At 70.8% G+C, this 22,595-nt stretch carries 19 protein-coding genes; 4 read left to right on the top strand and 15 right to left on the bottom strand.

The genetic code is table 11. The features are described 5' to 3' along the window. Nucleotides 1-37: 37 nt before the first annotated feature. The 4 genes from ABE438_RS18445 to ABE438_RS18430 are packed head-to-tail and all read left to right on the top strand — an operon-like array spanning nt 38 to nt 3,311. On the top strand, nt 38-808 hold the full coding sequence (locus ABE438_RS18445; RefSeq protein WP_465248636.1) for an ABC transporter permease: 771 nt from the start codon (nt 38-40) through the stop codon (nt 806-808). Then, entirely contained in the window at nt 801-1,580 is a 780-nt protein-coding gene (locus ABE438_RS18440; protein ID WP_346504130.1) for an ABC transporter ATP-binding protein, read from the top strand. Before ABE438_RS18445 ends, ABE438_RS18440 begins: the two co-directional genes overlap by 8 nt. Beyond that, on the top strand, nt 1,577-2,479 hold the full coding sequence (locus ABE438_RS18435; protein ID WP_346504129.1) for a polysaccharide deacetylase family protein: 903 nt from the start codon (nt 1,577-1,579) through the stop codon (nt 2,477-2,479). The genes ABE438_RS18440 and ABE438_RS18435 overlap by 4 nt, the downstream gene beginning before the upstream one ends. Beyond that, a complete protein-coding gene (locus ABE438_RS18430) occupies nt 2,445-3,311 on the top strand; it encodes an alpha/beta hydrolase (protein WP_346504128.1) in 867 nt (288 codons plus the stop codon). The genes ABE438_RS18435 and ABE438_RS18430 overlap by 35 nt, the downstream gene beginning before the upstream one ends. Here ABE438_RS18430 and ABE438_RS18425 read toward each other — a convergent pair. From ABE438_RS18425 to ABE438_RS18355, 15 genes are all read right to left on the bottom strand, one after another. Continuing rightward, on the bottom strand, nt 3,308-4,093 hold the full coding sequence (locus ABE438_RS18425) for a YggS family pyridoxal phosphate-dependent enzyme (RefSeq protein WP_346504138.1): 786 nt from the start codon (nt 4,091-4,093) through the stop codon (nt 3,308-3,310). The genes ABE438_RS18430 and ABE438_RS18425 overlap by 4 nt on opposite strands. A 126-nt stretch (nt 4,094-4,219) precedes the next feature. Next, a complete protein-coding gene (locus ABE438_RS18420) occupies nt 4,220-7,591 on the bottom strand; it encodes an error-prone DNA polymerase (protein WP_346504127.1) in 3,372 nt (1,123 codons plus the stop codon). After that, nucleotides 7,588-9,114: a Y-family DNA polymerase gene (locus ABE438_RS18415; RefSeq protein ID WP_346504126.1), complete on the bottom strand. Its 1,527-nt coding sequence runs from the start codon at nt 9,112-9,114 to the stop codon at nt 7,588-7,590. Before ABE438_RS18415 ends, ABE438_RS18420 begins: the two co-directional genes overlap by 4 nt. Then, complete coding sequence (locus ABE438_RS18410; RefSeq protein ID WP_346504125.1) at nt 9,041-9,775, bottom strand: ImuA family protein; 735 nt, start codon at nt 9,773-9,775, stop codon at nt 9,041-9,043. Before ABE438_RS18410 ends, ABE438_RS18415 begins: the two co-directional genes overlap by 74 nt. A gap of 262 nt (nt 9,776-10,037) precedes the next feature. Beyond that, the gene (locus tag ABE438_RS18405) at nt 10,038-10,829 is read right to left on the bottom strand and encodes an ABC transporter permease (protein WP_346504124.1); all 792 of its coding nucleotides are present in this window, start codon (nt 10,827-10,829) and stop codon (nt 10,038-10,040) included. A gap of 2 nt (nt 10,830-10,831) precedes the next feature. Further along, nucleotides 10,832-11,707: an ABC transporter permease gene (locus ABE438_RS18400; RefSeq protein WP_346504123.1), complete on the bottom strand. Its 876-nt coding sequence runs from the start codon at nt 11,705-11,707 to the stop codon at nt 10,832-10,834. Then, nucleotides 11,704-12,831, bottom strand: coding sequence for an ABC transporter ATP-binding protein (locus ABE438_RS18395; RefSeq protein ID WP_346504122.1), 1,128 nt, complete (start codon nt 12,829-12,831; stop codon nt 11,704-11,706). The genes ABE438_RS18400 and ABE438_RS18395 overlap by 4 nt, the downstream gene beginning before the upstream one ends. Further along, complete coding sequence (locus tag ABE438_RS18390) at nt 12,828-13,856, bottom strand: extracellular solute-binding protein (protein ID WP_346504121.1); 1,029 nt, start codon at nt 13,854-13,856, stop codon at nt 12,828-12,830. Before ABE438_RS18390 ends, ABE438_RS18395 begins: the two co-directional genes overlap by 4 nt. Nucleotides 13,857-13,894: 38 nt before the next feature. Next, the gene (gene hydA, locus ABE438_RS18385) at nt 13,895-15,376 is read right to left on the bottom strand and encodes a dihydropyrimidinase (RefSeq protein ID WP_346504120.1); all 1,482 of its coding nucleotides are present in this window, start codon (nt 15,374-15,376) and stop codon (nt 13,895-13,897) included. A 325-nt stretch (nt 15,377-15,701) separates the two neighbouring features. Then, nucleotides 15,702-16,613, bottom strand: a complete 912-nt coding sequence (locus ABE438_RS18380) for a CobW family GTP-binding protein (RefSeq protein ID WP_346504119.1) — start codon at nt 16,611-16,613, stop codon at nt 15,702-15,704. A 4-nt stretch (nt 16,614-16,617) separates the two neighbouring features. Then, entirely contained in the window at nt 16,618-18,111 is a 1,494-nt protein-coding gene (locus ABE438_RS18375; RefSeq protein ID WP_346504118.1) for an amidohydrolase family protein, read from the bottom strand. Nucleotides 18,112-18,291: 180 nt separating this feature from the next. After that, nucleotides 18,292-19,182 (bottom strand): beta-keto acid cleavage family enzyme, encoded by an 891-nt coding sequence (locus ABE438_RS18370; protein WP_346504117.1) that lies wholly within the window; start codon nt 19,180-19,182, stop codon nt 18,292-18,294. 62 nt (nt 19,183-19,244) lie between these two features. Next, complete coding sequence (locus ABE438_RS18365) at nt 19,245-20,336, bottom strand: TRAP transporter substrate-binding protein (protein WP_346504116.1); 1,092 nt, start codon at nt 20,334-20,336, stop codon at nt 19,245-19,247. A 143-nt stretch (nt 20,337-20,479) separates the two neighbouring features. Beyond that, nucleotides 20,480-21,406 (bottom strand): arginase family protein, encoded by a 927-nt coding sequence (locus tag ABE438_RS18360; RefSeq protein WP_346504115.1) that lies wholly within the window; start codon nt 21,404-21,406, stop codon nt 20,480-20,482. A gap of 69 nt (nt 21,407-21,475) precedes the next feature. Next, on the bottom strand, nt 21,476-22,594 hold the full coding sequence (locus ABE438_RS18355) for an ABC transporter substrate-binding protein (protein ID WP_346504114.1): 1,119 nt from the start codon (nt 22,592-22,594) through the stop codon (nt 21,476-21,478). Nucleotide 22,595 lies beyond the last annotated feature (1 nt).

Here is a 22,595-nt window from a genome sequence, read left to right as displayed (position 1 = left end):
CCCCGCATCCGCGGGCGCCAGGCAGATCATCGGCAGGATGAGGCAGCCGCTGCTGGCGCTCGCTCTGCCGGCCCTGATCCTGGCCGGCTGGCACTTCGCCACCGCCGGCCGGGCCTACAGCCTGATCCCGCCGCCATCGGAGGTCGCGGTGGCGCTCTGGGACCTCGCCTTCGGCGGGATCAATGACGACGCCTTCAGCGGCACGCTCCTGACCCATGTGCTGGCCTCGGTCAGCCGCGTCTATGGCGGCTTCGCGCTGGCGGTGCTCGCCGCCCTGCCGCTCGGCCTGCTGATCGGGCGGGTGCCGCTGGTGCGCCAGATGCTCGATCCGCTGCTGCAGATCCTGCGGCCGATCCCGGTCACCGCCTGGCTACCGCTGGCGATGATCATGTTCGGCCTCGGCCCCCGCTCGGCCTTCTTCCTCGTCTTCCTCGGCGCCTTCTACCCGGTGCTGGTCAACACGGTGTTCGGGGTGCGCTCGGTCGAGCCGCGCCTGTTCGAGGCGGCGAGCATGCTCGGCTGCCAGGGCTCGGCCCAGTTCGCCAAGGTGGTGCTGCCGGCGGCGATGCCGGCGATCTTCACGGGCCTGCGGCTCGGCCTCGGCTTCGCCTGGGTGGTGATCGTCATCGGCGAGATGACGGGCGTCCCCACCGGCCTCGGCGCGATCATCATGGAGGCCCGCCAGCTCTCCCGCACCGAGATCGTCATCTGCGGCATGGTCGCGATCGGCGTCGCCGGCTTCGTCTCGGACCGGATCGTCATGCTGATCGGCCGCCGCCTCCTCGCCTGGAGCCCCAATCATGGCTAAGCCCACCGTTCCGATCCTGTCGCTGACCGATGTCGGCAAGAGCTTCGATGTCGGCGGCAAGCGCATCGAGGCGCTGCGCGGCGCCAATCTGGAAATCGAGCGCGGCGACTTCGTCTGCCTGATCGGCGCCTCCGGCTGCGGCAAGTCCACCCTGCTGCGCATCGTCGCCGGCTTCGAGACCGCCACGACCGGCGAGGCCCTGATGTGGGGCAAGCCGATCGTCGGTCCAGATCCCAGCCGCGGCATGGTCTTCCAGGATTACGGCCTGTTTCCCTGGCTCAGCGTGCGCGGCAATATCGGCTTCGGCCCGGCCTCGCGCGGCAGGCCGCCGGCCGAGGTCAGGGAGACGGTCGAGCGCTTCATCGAGCTGGTCGGCCTGGGCCGCTTCGCCGACGCCTATCCGCACCAGCTTTCCGGCGGCATGAAGCAGCGCGTCGCCATCGCCCGCGTGCTCGCCAACGACGCCGAGGTGGTGCTGATGGACGAGCCCTTCGGCGCCCTCGACGCCATGACCCGCGAGCGCCTGCAGGACGAGTTGCTGGAACTCTGGGAGCGCACCAAGCTCACCGTGCTCTTCGTCACGCATTCGATCGAGGAGGCGATCTTCCTGTCGAGCCGCTGCGTGGTGATGTCGCCCGGTCCCGGCCGGATCGACCGTGACATCCCGATCACGCTGCCGCGCCCGCGCGACGTCTCGGCGCCCGACTTCAACGAACTGCGCCGCGAACTCTCGGGCATGCTCCACAGCCATCACGGCAGGCAGGCGGCGTGAGCGCGCCGCTCGCCCCCCGCGATCGCCTGGCCTATGCGGCCTTGCCCGATCGGCCCCGGCTCGCTCTGCCCGACGGCAAGGCGGTGGTGGTCTGGCCGGTGGTCAATGTCGAGAACTGGCTGATCGAGAACCCGATGCCGCGCCAGGTGCTGGTGGCGCCGACCGGTGCCGCCCTCCAGCCCGACCTCGCCAACTGGGCCTGGCACGAATACGGCATGCGCGTCGGCTTCTGGCGCATCCTCGAGGCCTTCGCCGCGCGCGGCATCAGGCCGACGCTCTCGGTCAACGGCTCGGTCTGCGACGACTATCCGCGCATCGCGGCGGCCGCCCGCGACGCCGGCTGGGAGTTTATGGGCCATGGCTTCGAGCAGGTGCCGACCCACCAGGTCGCCGACCAGGCGGCGATGATCGCCCGCACCGTCGAGACGATCGCGCGCTTCACCGGCAGCCCGCCGACCGGCTGGCTCGGCCCGGGCCTGACCGAGACGCTGGAGACGCCGGACCTGCTCGCGGCGGAAGGCATCCGCTGGATCGCCGACTGGGTGGTGGACGATCTGCCCTGCCGGCTGCGCACGACCGGCGGCACGGTGCTGACCATGCCCTATTCGGTCGAGCTCAACGACATTCCGCTGATCATGATCCAGCATCACCGCGCCGCCGAATTCGCCGAGCGCACGCTCGCCCAGATCGACCGGCTCGCCGCCGAGGCGAAGAGCGACGGGCCGCTCGGCGGCGCCAAGGTGATGAGCTTCGCCATCCACCCCTACATCACCGGCGTGCCGCACCGGATCGGCGTGCTCGAAGCGCTGCTCGATGCGCTCACGGCCCGCGACGACATCCTGTTCTGGCAGGGACACGACATCCATGACTGGTATCTCGCCTCCGGCGATCCGGCCTGAGCCCGCGCTCTGGCGCGGCATGAGCCGGGCCGAACTCGACATCGGCTACGATAATGCCGGCCATGTCGCCGACAGTGCCGCGCGCCTCGCCGCCTGGTCGCGGCGCAGCGCAGCGCTGCGCGCGGCCGAACCCGCGCTGCTCGACCGCGCTTACGGCCCCCGCGCGCGCAACCGGATCGACATCTTCCGCTGCGGCCGGGCAGGCGCGCCGCTCTTCGTCTTCGTCCATGGCGGCTACTGGCAGCGCAACAGCAAGGAGGTGTTCTCCTGCATGGCCGAAGGCCCGCTCGCACTCGGCTTCGATGTCGCCCTGCCGGGCTACACGCTCGGGCCGGAGGCGACGCTCGGCGAGATCGTCGCCGAGATCGCGGCGGCGCTGGCCTTCCTGCGGCGCGAGGGACCGGGGCTCGGCGTCGCGACGGGGCGGCTGGTGATCGGCGGCTGGTCGGCCGGTGGCCATCTGGCGGCGCTGGCCTGCACCCGGCCGGAGGTCGATGCCGCGCTGCCGATCTCGGGCATCTTCGACCTCGAGCCGATCAGGCTCGGCGTGCTCAACGACAAGCTCGGCCTGACGCCGGCGGAGGTCGCCGGCTTGAGCCCGGTCCATCGGCCCGTGCGCCGCGAAGTGCCGCTGATCGTCGCCAGCGGCGGCGGCGAACTGCCGGAGCTGCAACGCCAGTCGCGCGACTATTCCGCGCTCTGTCGCGCCCAGGGGCGGGCGGTCGAGGCGATGGTGCTGCCCGGCCGCAACCATTTCAGTATCCTCGACGAGCTCGTCTCGCCGGACGGCGCGCTGGCGCAGGCCCTGCTGCGGCTGGCCGTCTCGCTTTAGCCGGACGAAGGCGCGAGGCCTGGCCAGTAGAAGCCGTCCGGCGTCGGCCGGGCTCCGAAGATCGCCTGGCCGACGCGCACGATGGTGGCGCCTTCGGCGATCGCGCTCTCGAAATCGCTCGTCATGCCCATGGAGAGCCCCGTCAGGCCGGGATGCACGGCGCGCGCGCGGTCGCGCAGATCGCGCAGCAGGGCGAAACAGGCCCGCACCCGCGCGCTGTCGGGGCTGAACACCGCGAGCGTCATCAGGCCGCGCGGCCTGAGCCGCGGATAGCGCGACAGCGTCTCGACGAAGGGCAGGAGATCGTCCGGATGCAGCCCGTATTTGCTGGGCTCGCCGGAGGTGTTGACCTGCACGTACACGTCGAGATCGCGCCCGAGCGCGGCGAGCCGGCGGTCGAGCTCCTGCGCCAGCTTTTCGCTGTCGAGCGCATGGAAGCTCTCGGCCAGCCGCACGAGATACTTCACCTTGTTGCTCTGGAGATGGCCGATCACGTGCCAGCGGATCGGCAAAGCCGCCAGCACGGCCTGCTTGTCGCGCGCCTCCTGGAGCTTGTTCTCGCCGAAATCGGCGATGCCGGCGGTATGGGCCAGCCGCAGCACCGCCGCCGGCACCGTCTTGGTCACCGGCAGCAGCGTCACCTCATCGGGATTGCGCCCGCTGCGGCGGCAGGCCTCGGCGATGCGGGCCTGCACGGCAGCGAGGTTGGCGGCGAAGGCGGTGGCGGGATCCGCTCCGAAACGGGCGATCTCCTCGGGCGACAGATCGGGCGGGGCAGGCATGGTCATGGCAGGTCCGTTCGGGCTGGGGGGCTCGTCAGACTAGCGGAGGCAGGCCCGCTCGTGCCCGGCCACTTCGCGCCAGCACGGCAGGCCAATCGCCCCTCCGGCCTGCGGGGCGGCCCGCCTTCAGTGGAAGTCGCGCGATCTCGGCAGGATGCGCACGTCGCGTGGATGCCCGTGCCGTGCCGGCTTGGGATGGCGGACCTCGTCGGCCCGCGTCAGGGCGATCTCGGCGCGGTGCAGCTCCGACAGCGCGAGCAGATCGGCCGAGCGGTCGACGACGCGCTGCGCCATCAGGTGGACGACGCCCTCGGGGCTGCGCTGCAGGCGCCCCTCGACCAGCAGCAGCCGGGCCGCCATCACCTCGCGGCGGAAGCGCTCGAACAGCCGCGCCCAGAGCACGACATTGACGATGCCGGTCTCGTCCTCGAGCGTGATGAAGATGGCGTTGCCCTTGCCCGGTCGCTGCCGGACCAGCACGACGCCGGCGCCGCGCGTCCAGCGCCCATCGCCGAGACCGTCCAGCTCGGCGGCGCTGGCGATGCCCTCCTGCCGGAAGCCCTCGCGCAGCAGCGCCATCGGATGGCCCTTCAGCGAGAGGCGGAGCGTCTGGTAGTCGGCGACGATATGGTCGCCGAGTGGCATGACCGGCAGTGCGATCGCGGCCTCGCGCCCGAGCTCGCTCGCCCGTGCCGCCTGGAACAGCGGCAGCGTCGCATCGTCGGGCAGGCGCCTGACCGCCCACAGCGCCGCGCGCCGATCGAGCCCGAGCGAGCGGAAGGCGTCGGCATCGGCGAGCAGGTGCATGGCCCGCGCCGGCAGGCCGGCCCGGCGCATCACGCTCTCGACGTCGCGATAGCCGTCCTCCCGCCCGGCCACGAGGCGGTGGCCCCAGTCCTCCTGGAAACCCGAGATCTGGCGAAAGCCCAGCCGCAGCGCGAGGGGGCTGTCCGTGCCGTCCTGCCGCGGTTCCAGCGTGTTGTCCCAGTCGCTGGCGCCGACATCGACCGGGCGCGGCTCGACGCCGCCATTCTCCTGCGCCTCCCGAACGATCTGCGCCGGGGCGTAGAAGCCCATGGGCTGGGCGTTCAGCAGCGCGCAGGCGAAGGCGGCCGGGTGGTGCCGCTTGAGATAGGAGGAGACGTAGACCAGCTTGGCGAAGGAGGCTGCGTGGCTTTCGGGAAAGCCGTAGCTGCCGAAGCCCTTGATCTGGTCGAAGCAGCTCTGGGCGAAGCCGCGCTCATAGCCGCGGGCGACCATGCGCTCGACCATCATCGCCTCGAAATGCTCGATCGTGCCGCTGTTGCGGAAGGTCGCCATCGCCTTGCGCAGCCCGTTGGCCTCGACCTCGTCGAACTCCGCGGCGACCATGGCGAGCTTCATCGCCTGCTCCTGGAAGAGCGGAACGCCCAGCGTCTTATGCAGCACGTCGTGCAATTCGTCGGGATCGTGCGGCGGCTTCGGGGCGGGATAGCTGACCTGTTCCAGCCCGGCCCGCCGCTTGAGATAGGGGTGGACCATATTGCCCTGGATCGGCCCCGGCCGGACGATCGCCACCTGGATGACGAGGTCGTAGAGGCAGCGCGGCTGCAGGCGTGGCAGCATGTTCATCTGCGCCCGGCTCTCGACCTGGAAGACGCCGAGCGACTTGCCGGCGCAGAGCATGTCGTAGGTCGCCATGTCCCCGGTCGGGATACCGGCAAGCGTCAGGGCGCGGCCTTCGTGCTTGGCGATGAGCGCGAAGGCCTTGCGGATGCAGGTCAGCATGCCCAGCGCCAGCACGTCGACCTTCATCAACTCCAGCGCGTCGATGTCGTCCTTGTCCCATTCGATGAAGGTGCGCTTCTCCATCGCGGCCGGGCCGATCGGCACCAGTTCGTCGAGCCGCCCGCGCGCCAGCACGAAGCCGCCGACATGCTGGGAGAGATGGCGTGGGAAGCCGAGCAGGCGCACCGCGAGGTCGACGGCGCGGCGGATGACCGGGTTGCCCGGGTCGAGCCCGGCCTGCGTGACGCGCGCATCGTCGATGCCGCGCCCCCAACTGCCCCATTGCAGGTTGGCGATCCGCGCGGTGACGTCGTCGGTAAGGCCCAGCACCTTGCCGACCTCGCGGATGGCGCTGCGCGGCCGGTAGCGGATCACCGTGGCGGCGATGCCGGCCCGCTCACGCCCGTATTTGTCATAGATCCACTGGATCACTTCCTCGCGGCGCTCATGCTCGAAATCGACGTCGATATCGGGCGGTTCGCGCCGCTGGGTCGAGATGAAGCGCTCGAAGAGCACGTCGCTCTCGGCCGGGTTCACCGCGGTGATTCCCAGCACGTAGCAGACGGCGGAATTGGCGGCCGAGCCGCGGCCCTGGCAGAGGATACCCCGGCTCTCGGCGAAGGCGACGATGTCGCGGATCGTCAGGAAATAGCGGGCGTAGTCGAGCTGCGCGATCAGCGCGAGCTCCTTGGCCAGCAGGGCGCTCACCTTGTCCGGCACGCCGTCCGGGTAGCACATCCGGCTGCGCCGGCGCACCAGCTCCTCCAGCCAGTCCTGCGCCGCCCAGCCCGGCGGCACCGGCTCGTCCGGATAGTCGTATTTCAGCTGGCCGAGGTCGAAATCGATGCGGGCGAGCAGATGGCCGGTCTCGGCGATCGCCTCCGGCGCGTCGCGAAACAGCCTAGCCATCTCGCGCGGGGGCTTGAGATGGCGCTCGGCATTGGCCTCCAGCCGGCGGCCGGCCGCCTCCAGCGTGGTGTGCTCGCGGATGCAGGTCAGCACGTCGTGCAGGTCGCGCTGGCCGGGCATGTCGTAGAGCACGTCGTTGGTCGCCAGCAGCGGGATTCCGCTCGGCGCGGCGAGCGTCTTCAGCCGGGCGAGGCGGCGGCGATCGTCGCCGCGCCGGGCCATGGTCGCGCCGAGCCAGGAGGCGCCGGGGGCGGTCTCCGCCAGGCGGGCGAGCAGCGGCGGCAGCGCGTCGAGCGTCGGCCCCGGCATCGCGATCAGCAGCAGGTCGCGCGGATCGGCGAGCAGGTCGTCGAGCCGCAGGATGCATTCTCCCTTGCGGGCACCGGCGGCGAGATTGCCGCGGCTGAGCAGGCGGCAGAGCCGGCCCCAGCCGGTCCGGTCGACCGGATAGGCAACGATGTCGGGCGTGCCGTCGGCGAAGGCGAGCCGCGCGCCGGTCGCCAGCTTGAACGCCCTGGCGGCGGCGCTCAGCCAGTCGCGGGTGAAGGTGAGGTCGGAGAAGGCGGGGTTCTCGACCCAGCGATATTCGCCCGGGCCGCCGCCCTCGCGCGCCTTCTCCGGCGAGGGCGCGCCGTCGCGGCGCAGGTCGCGCAGCGCCGACCAGGCCCGCACCACCCCGGCGACCGTGTTGCGATCGGCGATGCCGAGCCCGGCATGGCCGGAGAGCAGCGCGGTCATCACCAGGTTCTGCGCCGGGGAAGCGCCGCGCAGGAAGGAGAAATTGCTGGCGCAGACCATCTCCGCATAAGGGGGCGCGCTCATGCGAACAGCCCGTGCAGATACCAGCGCGGGGCGGGTGCGCCCTCCTGGTGCAGGCCGGCGCGGAACAGCCAGAAGCGCTGCCCGGCCTCGTCCTCGAGGCGGTAATAGTCGCGCACCTCCTGCCGGCCCTCGCCGCGCCACCATTCCGGCGCGATCCGCTCCGGCCCCTCCGCATGGATGATGCGGTGCTGCCGTCGCCGCCACAGGAAGCGCATGGGCGGGCCGTCCGGCACCTCCGACAGGGTCTCGACCGGTTGCGGCGGCTCGAACAGGTAGAGCGGGCGCGCCGGCGGGTCGCCCTGTGGCGAAGCCGGCCAGTCCGGCGGCGGCCCCGCTGCGGCGAGGGCGCTCACCAGCCGGGCCTGGCGCAGCGGATCATGGCTGTCGCGGCTGGCAAAGCGCAGGATCCGGTCGCGTCCGAAGCGGACGGCCAGTCGGGCGAGCAGGTCGGCGATGTCGTCCTCGCCCCTGTCGCCGCGCTCGAGATCGATCTGCGGCGCGACGAGGCTTTCGCAGAGCGGCACGCCGAGGCGGATCGCGTCGAAGCCGAAGCCGGGATCGAGCGGATCGGCCAGGCTCGCCACCCGCTCGCGCCAGAGGCGCAGCAGCGTGCCGGTGTCGCGTACCGGCCGCCCGGTCTCGACGGCGAGGCGCCGGACAGCCCCGTCGGTGCGGAACAGCGCGATCTCGAAGCGCCGACCGCCCTGGCCGCGCCGCTCCAGTTCGCGCCCAGCCTCGGCGGCGAGGGCGGCGACCTCCGCCTCGATCACCGCCATGTCGGCCACCGGATCGGCGAAGTGCCGCTCCGCCACGCAGTCGGGCAGCGGCCGCACCGGCGTGATGCGGACATCCTCCTCGCCGACCACGCGCCGCAGCCGCGTGGTCAGTGCGCCGCCGAAGCGGGCCGCCAGCGCGGCGGCGGGCAGGCGCGCCAGATCGGCGATGCGGCGCAGGCCGGCGCGCGACAGGGCGACCACCGTCTCGGCCGGCAGAGCCAGCGCCGCGACCGGCAGCGCCGCCGTGGCGAGGCGGTCCTCGCCGGGCGGGACGATGCCGCCGCGGCCATGGCGGGACAGGGCGTGGGCAGCCTCGGGCGTGCCGGCGATGGCGCAGCGCTGCGCAAGGCCTGCCGCTCCCAGCCGCTCGCCCAGCCGCGCCAGCAGCCCGGCCTCGCCGCCGAAGAGATGCGCGCAGCCGGTGATGTCGAGCATCAGCCCCTGCGGCGGATCATAGGCGACCAGCGGAGTGAAGCGCTCGCAGGCCAGGGCGAGCCGTTCCAGCAGGATGCGGTCCTGCTCCGGCTCGGCCGGCATGGCGCGCAGATCGGGCAGGCGGGCGCGGGCATCGGCCAGGGTCATGCCCCGCGTCAGGCCCAGCGCCACCGCGCGCTGGTCGCAGTCGACCAGCCGCAGCGCGTTGCCCTGGCGCGCGGCGAGGACCAGCGGCCGCTCATCCGGCGCGTCGGCGCCCGTCGCCCGCTCGCGCCGCCGCAGCCGGTCTGTCGCCAGGAAAGGCAGCCACACCGCCAGATAGCGCCGGCGCGGGGCGGCGAGGACCGGCGGTAGCGGCGAGGCGGGGCTGTTCGTGCGGCTGGAACGATCGGCTTCCACGATTCCACTCCATGCTCCACTCCCGGGGTTCGATGCCGCCACGATGGCGCAGCAGCGCCAGGCTGAAGGCCGGATCGCCCGGCGCCGCCGCCTCCCGCGGGCGTGAGGGCAGCGGCGCCACCCGCCAGCGGGTCAGCGCAGCGCTGGCGATCGGCCCGCCCGCCCGCAGCAGCAGCGTAAAGACGCCGGACTGCTCGGCGGCGAGCAGCAGGCGGCGGCTGGTCGTCAGGTCCAGCCGGGCGGGCTCGCCCCAGGGCTCGATCAGTACGGCGCCGAGCGCGGCGGAGCGGGCGGCGTCGACGCCGGCGCGCAGCACGGCCTCGCTGTCGCGACCGCGCATCAGCAGCAGCCGGTCGGGTGCCAGGCCGAGCTCCGCCAGCCCCGCCGGATAGGGGCCGCCGACCTCGAAGCGCCCCGCATCCTGGCGGATCCACAGCACCGGCCGCGCCCCGGCGGCCCGGCAGGCCAGCCCGAGCGCGACCAGCGTGGCGACGGGGCGGATGGCGCTCGCCGGCGCGCAGATCTCGTGCAGCGCGGCCCGGGCGAGCCCCCCGCCCAGCCAGACGTCCAGCACCTCGCAGCCGAACCCGACCGGAGCGGCGGCATTCCTGGGCGCGGATGGCCCCGCCGCCCCAGGCTCTGCAAGCGTGGCGGAAACGGATCGGCGGAGTGCGCGCACTGTTTCGGAAGGCGGCATGGGTGGACCAGGTTGTGTTCGTGTTTTGTTCTTTTAACGAAGGTCGCGGGCGAAGGCGAGTCGGCTTTGTACCGCCCGCCGGTCGCGTATCGCGGAGGGGATAGCGGGCCGCCGCGGCGAGGGCGGCCCGCGGGATGCGTCAGACCGCCGCCATGCGCCGCAGGCCGACCAGCCGGTCGCAGACGAACAGCGCCGCGATCGTCAGCACGATCATCACCGTCGCCACGGCGGCGAGCGTCGGGTCCGGCGACATCTCGAGCTGGTTCAGCAGCTGGATCGGCAGGGTCTTGGTGTGCACGTCGACCAGGAAGATCGACACCGGGTAGTTGTCGAAGGAGACGATGAAGGCGAAGAGCGCGCCCGAGACGAAGCCCGGCAGGATATTGGGCACCAGCGCCCGCCACAGCGCCGCCGGATAGGAGCAGCCGAGCATCCGCGCCGCGTCGACCATGGTGAAGTCGAACAGGGCGAGGCTCGCCAGCACGGTGCGCATGATGAACGGCATCGTCACCACGACATGGGCGAGCAGCAGCGGCCCATAGCCGTCGCGCAGGCCGACCTCGCGCGCCGCGTGCAGGAAGGCGATGCCGAGCACGAGGCCGGGGATCATCAGCGGCGAGATCATGAAGGTGGTGATCAGCCGCGCGCCGGGCACCGCGCCGCGCATGATCGCGATCGAGCACAGCGTGCCCAGCACCAGTGAGATCGCGGTCGAGAGCGCCGCGATCTGCGTAGAGAGCCACAGCGCCTTGATGATCCCGTCGGCGTTGCGGATGTTCTCGTACCAGCGCAGCGAGAAGCCGCTGGGCGGGAAGGAGAACACCGTGGATTCCGAGAAGGAGATCGGGATCACGATCGCGATCGGCACCAGCAGGAAGACCAGCACCAGGAAGAGCATCAGGCCGGCGAAGAGGCGGGCGAGGGCGGCCATGGCTAGCGTCCCTTCGCTTCGAGATTGCGGGTGAGGAAGCTCGACAGGAAGACGATGGTCAGCGCGATCACCAGCATGATGCAGGCCATGGCCGAGCCGAGCTGGTAGTCGCGGAAGTTGAGGAAGGCCTTGGCCATCACCATCGACATCGTCATGTAGCGCTCGCCGATCAGCAGCCCCGGCGTGACATAGGCCGCCACCGAGAGCGCGAAGACGATCGAGGCGCCGGCGATCACGCCCGGCATGGTCAGCGGCAGGAAGACCCGCAGGAAGCTATGGAGCGGCGAGGTGCCGAGTGTCGCCGCCGCGTCGAGATAGCGTGTGTCGAGCATGCGCATCACCGAATAGAGCGGCAGGATCAGGAAGGGCAGGAACACGTTGACCATGCCGATCACCAGGCTCATCTCGGTGAAGACGAAGCGCATCGGCGCGTCGATCAGGCCGGTGTTGACGAGGAACCAGTTCAGGATGCCCTCGCGCCGGAACATGATGGTCAGCCCGAAGGTCTTGACGATGATGCTGACCGTCAGCGGCAGGAAGACCAGCGCGAACAGGAAGACCTGCAGCGTGCCCTTGGCGCGGGCCAGCGCATAGGCCGCCGGATAGCCGAGCAGCAGCGTGATCAGCGTGACGCGGAAGGCGAGCGTCAGCGAATCCCAGATGACGCCGCGATAATAGGCATCGCCGAGGATGCGGCCGTAGCCGGCCAGCGACAGCCCGTCCGGTCCCTGGACGCTCTTCGACATCAGCAGCACCAGCGGGAAGGCGAAGACCAGCCCCATGAACAGCAGCCCCGGCAGCGCCATGACGAAGCGCGGGTCGAGGGTGATGCGGCGGGGGGGAGAGGCCCCGGCGGCGGCGAGGGGAAGCGTGCTCATGGCGCGGGGAACAGCATGGTGTCGGCGATGCGCCAGCGCAGCGAGAGCTCCGCGCCGGCGGCGAGCCCGCCCTGCGGCAGCCGCGCCAGGTCGACCTGGATCGCCTCGCCCTCGGGACCCTTGAAGTGCAGCTGGGTCTTGGCGCCGAGATAGACGATGTCGGCGAGCGGCGCCTTGATCATGTTGAACTCCGCCACCGGCCCTTCGCCGAGCGTCACGGCCTCGGGCCGCACCGCGACGACGACGCGGCTGCCGGCGAGGTAGCCGCCCGGCGCGCGCAGCCGGCCGAGCGCGGTCTCGACCTCGACCTGGTCGCCCTCCGTGCGGGTGACGAGGCCGGGCAGCCGCGTCGACTGGCCGACGAATTCCAGCACGAACAGGCTGGCGGGATGGGTATAGATCGCGCTCGGCGCGCCGAAATGCTCGATCTGGCCCTGGTTCATCACGGCGATGCGGTCGCTCATCACCAGCGCCTCGTCCTGGTCGTGCGTGACGAAGATCGAGGTGATGCCGAGATCGCGCAGGATATGGCGCAGCTCGATCTGCATGGTCTCGCGCAGCTTGCGGTCCAGCGCCGAGAAGGGTTCGTCGAGCAGCAGGATCGCCGGCTCGACCGCGATGGCGCGGGCGACGGCGATGCGCTGCTGCTGGCCGCCGGAGAGCGCGGTGACCGAGCGCTCCGCGAAGGCCTGCATGCGCACCAGCGCCAGCGCCTCGTCGACGCGCCGCTTGAGCTCCTCGCCGCCGATGCGGCGGTTGCGCAGGCCGAAGCCGACATTCTCGGCGACGGTGAGATGCGGGAAGAGCGCGTAGTTCTGGAAGACCACGCCGACATTGCGCTTGTGGGGCGGCGTGCGCGTCAGGTCGCGCCCGCCGATGGTGATCGTGCCGGTGTCGGGCAGCATCAGCCCGGCGATCAGCCGCAGCAGCGTGGTCTTGCCGCAGCCGGAGGGGCCGAGCAGGGAGATGAACTCTCCCTGGCCGACCGAGAGTGCCAGGTCCTGCAGCACGGTGTTGGCGCCGAAGCGCTTGCCGAGCTGCCGGATCTCGACATGGGCGGCCGGCGGCGCCGTCGCGGGCGCCTCGGTCGTCGGGCCGGGGGCCGCGATGGCGAGCGCATTCATCGGGCAGCGACCTCGCGCTCGAAGCGCTCGATCCAGCGATTGCGGTTGTCGGCGAAATACTCCCAGTCGAGCACCACCATCTCCGGGAAGCTCAGGCCCTCGGGCAGCTTGGTCGCGGTGTTGGTCGGCTTGGAGAAGAAGGCCTTGGCGACGGTCGCCTGCGTCTCGGCGCTGAGCAGTTCGTTGATGAAGGTGATGCCGAGATCCTTGTTGGGGCCATTGGCGACCAGCGCCACGCCGGCCGGCATCGCGATGACGCCCTCCTTCGGATAGGACTGGTCGACCGGCGCGCCCGCCGCCTTGCGGAACAGGGTCGAGCGGGAATCGGGCGCGAGATAGGCCATGCACTCGCCGGTCTCGAGCAGCTGCTGCGCCTGCGGCGCATTGGTCGAGACCTGCAGGATGTTCGGCTTGAGCTCCTTGAGCTTGCCGAAGCCCTCGTCGGCCAGCTTCAGGCACTCGGCCAGCGGCTTGCCGGTGGCGAGCTGCGTCGCGGCCAGAAGCGGCGCCACCGCCTGGGTGATGCGCATCGAGATCAGGATCAGCCCGTCGCGGTATTTCTTGTCCCAGAAATCGGCATAGCTGGCGACGCCGCCCGGCACGCTCTTGGTGTTGTGCGAGGCCGAGCACATCGGCTGGCACCAGTTGGCCCACATCGCCTCGTTCGGCTTGGCGGCGGCGGAGAGCTGGGCGAGGTTGGTGACCTCCGCCGGCAGCTTCTCGATCAGCTTTTCGCGCTGGGCGAGCACCAGCACCGGATCGTCCATCATCGTCACCGTCATGGTGGGACGATCCTTGTTGTTGCGGATCTTCTCGAGGTTGATCAGCGAGTTGGTGCCCTCGAACAGGATCTTCATGTTGTGCTTCTTCTCGATGAGCGGGAAGAGCACGTCGGTCAGCCCCGGCGAGGCCGGGCCGCCGATGAAGATCTCGCGCGTCTGGGCGCGCAGCACGTTGGGGAAGCCGGTGACGGCGGCGGCGGCCGAGCCGGCGAGGAGGCTGCGGCGGGACAGGCTGAAGGTCATGGTCGGCTCCGATGGCGGGGGCTTGGGAAAGGGCTGGATCACTCGGCGGCGTGCGGCAGGGCCTCGCCGACGATCGTGCCGGTGACCGGGTCGAAGGGGATGGGGAAGACGCCGCGCGGGGCGATCTCGGCATAGGGCGCGCGCGCCACGAAGGCGCCGCCGCCGACCGGGCCGGTGACCCTGTCGTTCTCGAAGACGCAGCGGCCGCGCAGATAGGTGGCGACGACCTTGCCGGTGACCTCGCGCCCCTCATAGGGCGTGTAGTCGCTGCCGTGATGCTGGCCGGTATTGGTCAGCACCTGCCGCGCGGCGGGGTCGAACAGCACGAGGTCGGCGTCGGATCCGACCGCGATCGTGCCCTTCTTCGGATAGAGCCCGTAGAGCTTGGCCGGGCGCGTCGCGACGAGGTCGACGAATTTCGACAGGTCGATATGGCCCTTGCCCACGCCCTCGTGGAAGATCAGCGGCAGCCGGGTGGCAAGGCCGGGGATGCCGTTCGGCACCTTGTTGAACGGCCCGTTCTCTCCGGCGACCTTCTTGCCGCGCGGGTCGTCGAAGCGCGTCGGGGCGTGGTCGGAGGAGATGACGCCGATCGTGCCGGCCCGGATCGCCGCCCACAGGCCTTCCGCCTCGGCCGGGCCGCGCGGGGCGGGGCCGAACATGAACTTCGCGCCCTCGAAGCCCGGCCGGTCGAGATCGGCCGCGGTGATGGTGAGGTATTGCGGGCAGGTCTCGCCCCAGACCTTCATGCCGCGCGCCTGGGCGCGGGCGATCTCCGCCGCCGGCTCCGGCCCCGAGACGTGGAAGACCTGGATCGGCACGTCGAGCACCTCGGCGATCGCCACGATCCGCGAGATCGCCTCGCGCTCGACCACGGTCGGCTTGGCCCAGGCATGGTATTTCGGCGCGGTCAGCCCGGCCGCGACCAGGCGCTCGCTGAGATAGGCGATCAGCGCATGGTGCTCGGCATGGACGCAGACCAGCGCGCCGCCCTTGCGCGCGGCGGCCAGCGTGCGGATCAGCTGCGCATCGTCGAGCCCAATCCCGTCATAGGTCATGAAGACCTTGACCGAGCGGCAGCCGCTCGCGATCAGCCCCGGCAGCTCGTCCTGCAGCACGGTGTCCGTCGGGTCGCTGATCGTCAGGTGGAAGCTGTAGTCGACGCGCGACTTGCCGGCGGCGACGCGATAATCCGCGACAGCGGTCTTGAGCGACTGACCACGCAATTGCGAGGCGAAGCAGATCACGGTGGTGGTGCCGCCGGCGGCGGCCGAGGCGGTGCCGGTCTCGAAGGTGTCGCACATCTGCGCCGGGCCGGCGGAGGGCTGCTCGAGATGCACATGGGTGTCGACGCCGCCGGGCAGCACCAGCAGCCCGCCGGCATCGATCGTGGTCGGCCCTTCTAGCTCGGCCGCGACGGCGGTGATCACGCCGTCGCGGATGCCGATATCGGCTTTGACGACATCGCTGGCCGTGACGACCGTGCCTCCCTTGACGATCAGATCGAAGGTGCTGGGCATCGGCGGTCTCCAGGCGAAAGCTGTCATGGCGGTCGGGCCGTGCGATCGGCGCCCCGCTGCGGGGCCCGCATGCGGGCCCGGCAAACTTTGCAATCGCTGTGCCAGAGGCGCGCCCGGCGGCGAGCAGGTCGACGGGCCGCCGATTCAGCCTTTGTGGCCGCGCGAGGAGCCTGCTGGTGGGATGGGCGCGGCCGCTCGCCATGCCTGTCGCAACGGCATGCCCAAATCGCGATCACCTTGCGCAAATCGTCGTCGGTTGCTGCGTGGAGGGCAGCTGGGCAGGGCGGTCCGCGCTGAGTGCCGGCCTGTCGGACGCGCAGAGCGCTCAGCAGCCTGCCAGCGCCGCGTCGATCTCGGCCTGACTGAGCGCGCCCGTCTCGGCGATGAAGACGAGGCGCGTGCCCTCGCTGCCGCTCTCCTCGGCCGCGACCGGCGCCAGTGTGGCGCGGCCGCCGGCGAGCTGGAAGATCTGGCGCCGTCCGGGCTGCTCGATCGTCGCCAGGAAGCCCTTGGCGCGGGCGAGCCGGCCGGCGATCCGGCCGATCGCCTGCTGGAAGGCGGCCAGCGAGATCGGCGCCGGCGAGCTCCAGCCGAAGCTTTCGAAGCGTTCGAGCCGCGGCCGCTTCGGCGCGACGTCGCGGACTTCAGCGCGCGGAACCTCCGGCAGCAGGAGCGGCAGCGGCACGGCGCCGCCCGGCGCGTCCACGACGAGCGCGCGGCGGTTGAGCGCGGCGACCGCGGCGCGCGCCGCCGCGCAGCCGGCTTCATCCGTCAGGTCGGTCTTGCTGAGGACGACGAGATCGGCGGCCCGCAACTGGGCTTGCACCAGCGGATCGGCGGCGTTGGCGGCGATCGTCGTCGCATCGACCACGCAGAGCACGGTTTCCAGCGGCGCCTCGCGCCAGACCACCGGGTCCATCAGATTGCGCACGATATCGGCCGGGTCGGCGACGCCGCTGGTCTCGATGACGATCGCCTCCGGCCGCGGCGCGCGGCGCAGCAGCGTCGCCAGCGTGCGCAGCAGGTCGCCCTCCAGCGAGCAGCAGATGCAGCCATTGGCGAGGTCGACCACGCCGTCCTTCGCCCCGGCGATCAGCTCGGCGTCGATGTTGATCGCGCCGAAATCGTTGACGATCGCGGCGATCCGCCGCCCGCCGGCCTCGGCGAGCAGGCGGTTGACCAGCGTGGTCTTGCCGGCGCCGAGAAAGCCCGCGATCAGCAGGACCGGGACCGGCATCGCCTCACGCCGTCGCGCGGACGGGGCGGCGCACCGGCAGGCCGGGCCGCGCCGCGACGTCGAGCGCGCCATCTGCGATCACCGGCGTCCCGCTGACGATCAGGTGGCGCACGCCTTCGGACGGCCGGTTCATCGCGGTGAATTCGGCGCGGTCGGTCAGCGTGTCCAGGTCGAAGACCACGACATCGGCATCGGCGCCGGCCCGCAGCCGGCCCTTCTCGCGCATCGCCGGCGTGCTGGCGGCGAGGATGTCGGCCGGGATCAGCGCGCATTTGGCGATGCCGTCCATCAGGCTGACCGCCTGCCGCTCGCGCACCCAATGGCGCATGAAGCGGGTGAAGGTGCCGGCCGAGCGTGGATGCGAGGTTGCTTCCTCCGGCAGCGGCCAGGCGTCGCCGGTATAGGTCGAGCCGTCGGGCAGCGACCAGGGCATCGCGTCGGAGGCGATGGCGCCGCCGGGATAGAGCACCGAGAGGTCGAGCATGTCGCGGTGGCGCGTGTTGTTCTCGGTGTCCAGCACGTGCCAGAGCACCAGCTGCGACGGATCCTCGGCCTGCGTCGCCAGCAGGTCCTCGCGGTCCTGCATGCGCCGCCCGCTGGTGACCAGCTGGATCTGGGCATAGCTGGTGTCGTTGCGCCGCTCGAACTCCGGATCGGTGAAGAAGGAGGCGGCGATCACGGTGGAGCCCGTGCCGTAGGGATAGGCCTCGACGGTGATCGGCAGCCCCTGCGCCTGCGCCTTGCGGATCAGCTTCTCGCAGCGCTCGACATCCGTCTTGCTCGAGCTGTTGAAGTGGCAGATGTGCATGTGCGCGCCGGTCGCGCCGGCATAGCCGATCAGCCGGATATAGGCCTCGGCGGCGCTGCGCGGGTCGCTATTGGCCATGTAGGCGATGTGCGTGAAGGTCGGCACGCCCTGCGCGGCGGCGAGCTGGCAGACGGCGGTCAGCTCCTGCACGCCGGCGCCCGGCGCATAGGCGTTGAGGATGCCGATGCCGATGCCGCCCTCGTCGAGCCCGGCGGCGATGCTGTCGACGATCGCCTGCTGTTCGTCGGGTGTGGAGACATTGTCCATCCAGCGCGTGTCGCGCATGGCGCGCCCGAAGGCCTCCAGCGAGGATTCCTCGTTGATGCCGACCATGGCGCCGATGCGCGCGAACGCCCAGTTGGTCGAGGCGCCGTAGTTCAGCACGCGCCCCTGCTCGGCCTGGCGGCGATACCAGGAGGCGACCGGCATCACGCCGGCCTCGAGGTCGAGCGTGGTGGTGACGCCGTCGAAAGCCTGCATCCGGTCGGCCGGGATCGACTGGCCATGGGCGTGCAGGTCGATGAAGCCCGGCGCGACGATCAGCCCGCTGGCGTCGATCACCCGCTCGGCGCTGCCGAGATCGCTGCCGACGGCCGCGATCCTGCCGTCGACGATCGCCACGTCTGCGACCGCGTCCAGCCTGCTCTCTGGATCGACGACCCGTCCGCCGGTGATCAGGATTGCGCTCATGATGCCTTCGATCCCCTAGTCGCCGCGGTCGCCGCCGCCCCGATGAGACTCGCTGCGCCGCCCTTGCGCGGCAGTGTGGGATCGCGCTGGCGCCGGTGTCCACCGCCGGCGCACGCATGCCTGCCCCGGCATGGCCGCCGCCTGCTCAAAATGCGGGCGCTCTGCCTCGGCCGGTCCGGCTCAGGCGGATGTCGCCTTGCCGGCGAGCTCCGCGCGCACCTCCGCGACGCTCGCCGGGCGGCCGCCCTGCCGCTCCAACTCGCCGACCATGGCGGCGACCAGCGCGGCATTGCTCGATGTGCAGCCGAAGGGCACGTCCTCGAGGCCGGTGCGCAGATGGACCCCGCGAGCCACCGCCGCGCCGATCAGGCCCGACACGTCGACGCCGAGACCCGCGATCATCGCCGGCGCTCCCGGCGCCGCCTCTTCCAGCAGCTTCAGATGCGCCTCCAGCGCCCAGATGCGCGGCGGGAAGCCCCAGGCGAAGTCGTCGGAGAACATCAGGCGGTAGATCGGCGTTGGCAGGCCGGGATAGGCGGCTGCCAGCGCCGCACCCAGCCGGGTGAAGCCGGGCTCGTAGATGGCGTAGCTCGGATGGATGCGGTACGCCTGCGCCACCGCCATGCCCTCGCGGATATGCTCGCCGGGGTTCTGGTAGATGAAGCCGGTCTCGCCCGCGGGAATGCCGGCGAAGGTCAGCCAGTTGCAGGAGCCTGGATCGAGCACGCCCCATTCGACGAGGCCGCGCTTGGCCAGTTCCGCGAGATGGGTGTAGCGGCCGGAGCCGAGCATGTCGCCGGCATAGCCCGAGCCGAGGATCGGGATCGTCGGGTAAACGATGGCGTCGACCCGCGCCCGGATGCCCTCGATCGCCCGCGCATAGAGCTCCCAGTCGTCGCGCTGGCGTCCCGTCGCCTCGTCATAGACGTGGAGATGCACGATCGCCGCCCCGGCCTCGACCGCGGCGATGCCGTCGGCGACGATATCGGCCATGGCGACCGGGATGCCGGGCTGGCGCTCCTTGCCCCAGGGGCCGTTGATCGCGGCCTCGACCCAGATCGGCTTGCTCATCGCCGCTTCCCTCTCGATTGATCGGGCATCCCTCCCCGGATCGGGCCGGGGAGGGATCCGCATCAGCGCTGGCCGCGCGTCAGGTTGGCGATGTTGATGTCGTAGGGCAGCTCGCTGACCTGCCACCACAGCGAGGAGGCGGCGCGGAACTCCATCATCGCGGCCAGCGTCGCCTTGAAGGTCGGGTTCCTGGCGCTGATCTCCGCGAAGGTCTCCTCGGCCGCCTTGTAGGATGCGCTCATGATCGCCGGCGAGAAGGCGCGCAGCTGGGCGCCGGCCGCGATCAGCCGCTTCAGCGCCGGCGGGTTCTCGTAGTCGTATTTCGCCTGCATCCAGGCATTGGTCTCGGCGCAGGCGTCGCTGAGGATCGCCTTGTAGGCGGCGGGAAGCTCCTGCCACTTGCCGTTGTTGATCATCAGGGAGATCACCGTGCCCTGATCCCACCAGCCGGGATAGTAGTAGTACTTCGCCACCTTCGAGAGGCCGAGCTTCTCGTCGTCATAGGCGCCGGTCCATTCGGCCGCGTCGATCGTGCCGCGCTCGAGCGAGGCGTAGAGGTCGCCGCCGCCGATCTGTTGCGGCACCACGCCGAGCTTGAGCAGGATGTTGCCCGCCAGGCCGCCGACGCGGAACTTGACGCCCTTCAGGTCCTCGACCGTGTTGATCTCCTTGCGGAACCAGCCGCCCATCTGCACGCCGGTATTGCCCGCCGCCATGCCGTAGAGGTTGAACTTCTCGTAGAAGGCGTTGAGCATCTCGTTGCCGCCGCCGAACTGCAGCCAGGCGGTGGTCTGGCGCGCGTTCAGGCCGAAGGGAATGCAGGTTCCGAAGGCGAAGGTCGGGTCCTTGCCGATCGCGTAATAGCTGCAGGTGTGGCAGCACTCGACGGTGCCGGTCGACGCGGCGTCGATCACTGCGCCGCCGCCGGGAACGATCTCGCCGGCCGCGAAGGGCTGGATCTCGAAGCGGCCGTCCGTGGCTTCGGCGACGCGCTTGGCGAGATGCACCGAGCCGCCATAGAGCGTGTCGAGCGATTTCGGGAACGCCGAGACCAGGCGCCATTTGATCGAAGGGGCGCTCTGGGCGATCGCCGGGCTGGCGATGGGGGCGGCGGCAGCGGCGGCGGCCCCCGTCAGAAGGGTGCGGCGTTTCACGTCAGATCTCCCTGGTCGTCCTGTGCGGGGCCACTCTGATCCGGTGGCCTCCTGCCGTCCTATGCGCGCAGCGGCGCGAAGAAAAGCCGCGCATGCCGGCATGGCGGAGGCTCCGCCATGCGCGCGGCGCAGCGCCCTCGGGCTCAGGCGCCGGCGGCGCGGCTCTGGTGCTGGCGGGCGATCAGGTTGAGCGCGTTCAGCGTCACCTGCGCCGCCAGCAGCGCCGACATGCCGCCGACATCGTGCGGCGGGCTGACCGTGTTGATGTTGACCCCGACGAGGTTGAGCCCGTTGCAGGCCTCCAGCACCGCGAGGCCTTCGCGCGCGGTCGCGCCGCCCCAGGTCGGCGTGCAGACGCCGGGCGCCACGGACGGGTCGAAGAAGTCCATGTCGTAGGAGAGATAGACCGGGCGGTCGCCGATCGTCGCCTTCACCTCGGCGAAGACGGTGGCGATGCCGCGCTCCAGCAGCTCGGCCAGCGAGATGACGTTGTAGCCGAGGCTGCGGCCGTAATCGGCGATGCCGGGCACCATCGTCGTGCCGCGCATGCCGATCTGGTAGGAGCGCGCCGGGTCGATCAGCCCTTCCTCCGCGGCGCGGACGAAGGCGGTGGCGGTGTTGTAGCCCTCGATCGGGTAGGCGTCGGTATGGGCGTCGATATGCACGGTGACAAGGTCGGGATAGACCGCGTGCAGCGCGCGCATCTCGGGTAGTGCGATGGCGCCGTCGCCGCCGAGCGTCACCGGCACGACCCGTTCGCGCGCGATGGCGCCGACCGCCTCCTCGATCGCCCGGTAGGAGGGCTCCACCTCGCCGGGGCTGACGCGGGCATCGCCGACATCGACGACGCCGAGGGCGTCCAGCGGGTTGATCGCGTTGGCATAGTCGAAGGCGCGCAGCAGCAGCGACTGCTCGCGGATGGCGCTCGGGCCGAGCCGCGAGCCGACGCGCTGCGGGTGCGTGCCGCAGTCGAAGGGCAGGCCGAGGATCACGGCCTTCGCACCGCCGATCTCCGTGCGGTGGGGAACGCCCATGAAGGTCTGGGCCAGCGAGAAGGGAGCAGCGGACATCGGTCTACCGGGCTGTTGAGGGGCAAAGGCAGGCTAAGGCCGGGGCGAGGGGACGCCCCGGCCGGTGTCTCAGGACGCGATGACGTCGAGATAGCGGGCGAGGATCGTGGCGTAGTTCGCCGCGTACCACTCGTTGTCGACGGCGACCTGGCGGGCGAAGTTCTCCGGCGAGCCGCAGTCGAGCGCCTGCATCTCCTTCGGCACCATCGCCGCGGCGGCCGGGTTCACCGGGCCGTTGCCGACGCGCTTGAACAGCTCGACCTGGCTCTCGGGCGATTGCGCCGCGGCGATGAACTTCCAGGCGCCCTCCTTGGCCGGATTGCCCTTGGGCACGATCCAGGCGCCGGGGAAGAGCACGCCGTCCTCGAAGCTGAACTTGATGCGGTCGCCGACCTCCTTGGCCAGCAGCATCGAGCGGGTGTGCCAGAGATTGCCCATCACCACCTCGCCATTGCGGAAGAGCTGCTGGCTCTCCGCGCCGGTGGTCCAGAAGATGGTGTGCTGCTTGATCTCCCGGATCTTGTTCAGGGCGCGGTCGACGTCGATCGGGTAGATCTTGTCGCGCGGCACGCCGTCGGCGAGCAGCGCCGCCTCGAGCATGCCCTCGATGTTGTTACGCAGCGTGCGCTTGCCCGGGAACGCCTTGACGTCCCAGAAATCCTTCCAGTTCTTCGGCGCCGGGCCCTTCAGCGCCTTCTCGTCCCAGGTCAGCACGAAGGAGTAGAGATAGGCGCCGACACCCCAGTCGGAGCGATGCGCCGGGCGGAGCTTGTCCTGCGCGACGATCGACCAGTCGACCTTCTCCAGCAGGTTCTGGCGGCCGAGCTCGATCGAGGCCGGCACGGTGCGGTCGCACACGTCCCAGGTCACGCTGCCGCTCTCGACCATCGCCTTGATCTTGCCCGAGCTCGGGCCCGAGCCGTTGATCATCGCCTTGGCGCCGGCATTGGCGGCGTTGAAGGGCTGCGCCCAGATCTCGTCATAGGCCTTCACGGCGTCGCCGCCCCAGTTGACCACGACGATCTCGCCGTTCGCCGCGCTGGCCGGCGTCAGCCGCAGGCCGAGCGGCAGGGCGCCGAGCACGGCCAGCGACTGCAGGAAGCGGCGGCGGTGGACGGTCTTGCCCTGCGTCGTCTCGCGCAGGATCGCGAGGCAGTCGTCACGGAACTCCTGCTGGTCTCTGGTCATA

Source organism: Allobosea sp. TWI1241 (genome assembly GCF_039673065.1).
In the GTDB taxonomy this organism is placed as follows: Bacteria; Pseudomonadota; Alphaproteobacteria; order Rhizobiales; family Beijerinckiaceae; genus Allobosea.
This window is presented reverse-complemented; position numbering and strand designations above follow the sequence as displayed.

Excerpts from the sequence above, each read along its gene's own strand:
- ABE438_RS18375 (WP_346504118.1), bottom strand. The coding sequence starts at position 18,111 with ATGAGCGCAATCCTGATCACCGGCGGACGGGTCGTCGATCCAGAGAGC.
- ABE438_RS18425 (WP_346504138.1), bottom strand. The coding sequence starts at position 4,093 with ATGCCTGCCCCGCCCGATCTGTCGCCCGAGGAGATCGCCCGTTTCGGA.
- ABE438_RS18430 (WP_346504128.1), top strand. The coding sequence starts at position 2,445 with ATGACTGGTATCTCGCCTCCGGCGATCCGGCCTGAGCCCGCGCTCTGG.
- ABE438_RS18360 (WP_346504115.1), bottom strand. The coding sequence starts at position 21,406 with ATGTCCGCTGCTCCCTTCTCGCTGGCCCAGACCTTCATGGGCGTTCCC.
- ABE438_RS18420 (WP_346504127.1), bottom strand. The coding sequence starts at position 7,591 with ATGAGCGCGCCCCCTTATGCGGAGATGGTCTGCGCCAGCAATTTCTCC.
- ABE438_RS18405 (WP_346504124.1), bottom strand. The coding sequence starts at position 10,829 with ATGGCCGCCCTCGCCCGCCTCTTCGCCGGCCTGATGCTCTTCCTGGTG.
- ABE438_RS18390 (WP_346504121.1), bottom strand. The coding sequence starts at position 13,856 with ATGACCTTCAGCCTGTCCCGCCGCAGCCTCCTCGCCGGCTCGGCCGCC.
- hydA (WP_346504120.1), bottom strand. The coding sequence starts at position 15,376 with ATGCCCAGCACCTTCGATCTGATCGTCAAGGGAGGCACGGTCGTCACG.
- ABE438_RS18445 (WP_465248636.1), top strand. The coding sequence starts at position 38 with ATGAGGCAGCCGCTGCTGGCGCTCGCTCTGCCGGCCCTGATCCTGGCC.
- ABE438_RS18355 (WP_346504114.1), bottom strand. The coding sequence starts at position 22,594 with ATGACCAGAGACCAGCAGGAGTTCCGTGACGACTGCCTCGCGATCCTG.
- ABE438_RS18370 (WP_346504117.1), bottom strand. The coding sequence starts at position 19,182 with ATGAGCAAGCCGATCTGGGTCGAGGCCGCGATCAACGGCCCCTGGGGC.
- ABE438_RS18380 (WP_346504119.1), bottom strand. The coding sequence starts at position 16,613 with ATGCCGGTCCCGGTCCTGCTGATCGCGGGCTTTCTCGGCGCCGGCAAG.
- ABE438_RS18395 (WP_346504122.1), bottom strand. The coding sequence starts at position 12,831 with ATGAATGCGCTCGCCATCGCGGCCCCCGGCCCGACGACCGAGGCGCCC.
- ABE438_RS18440 (WP_346504130.1), top strand. The coding sequence starts at position 801 with ATGGCTAAGCCCACCGTTCCGATCCTGTCGCTGACCGATGTCGGCAAG.
- ABE438_RS18400 (WP_346504123.1), bottom strand. The coding sequence starts at position 11,707 with ATGAGCACGCTTCCCCTCGCCGCCGCCGGGGCCTCTCCCCCCCGCCGC.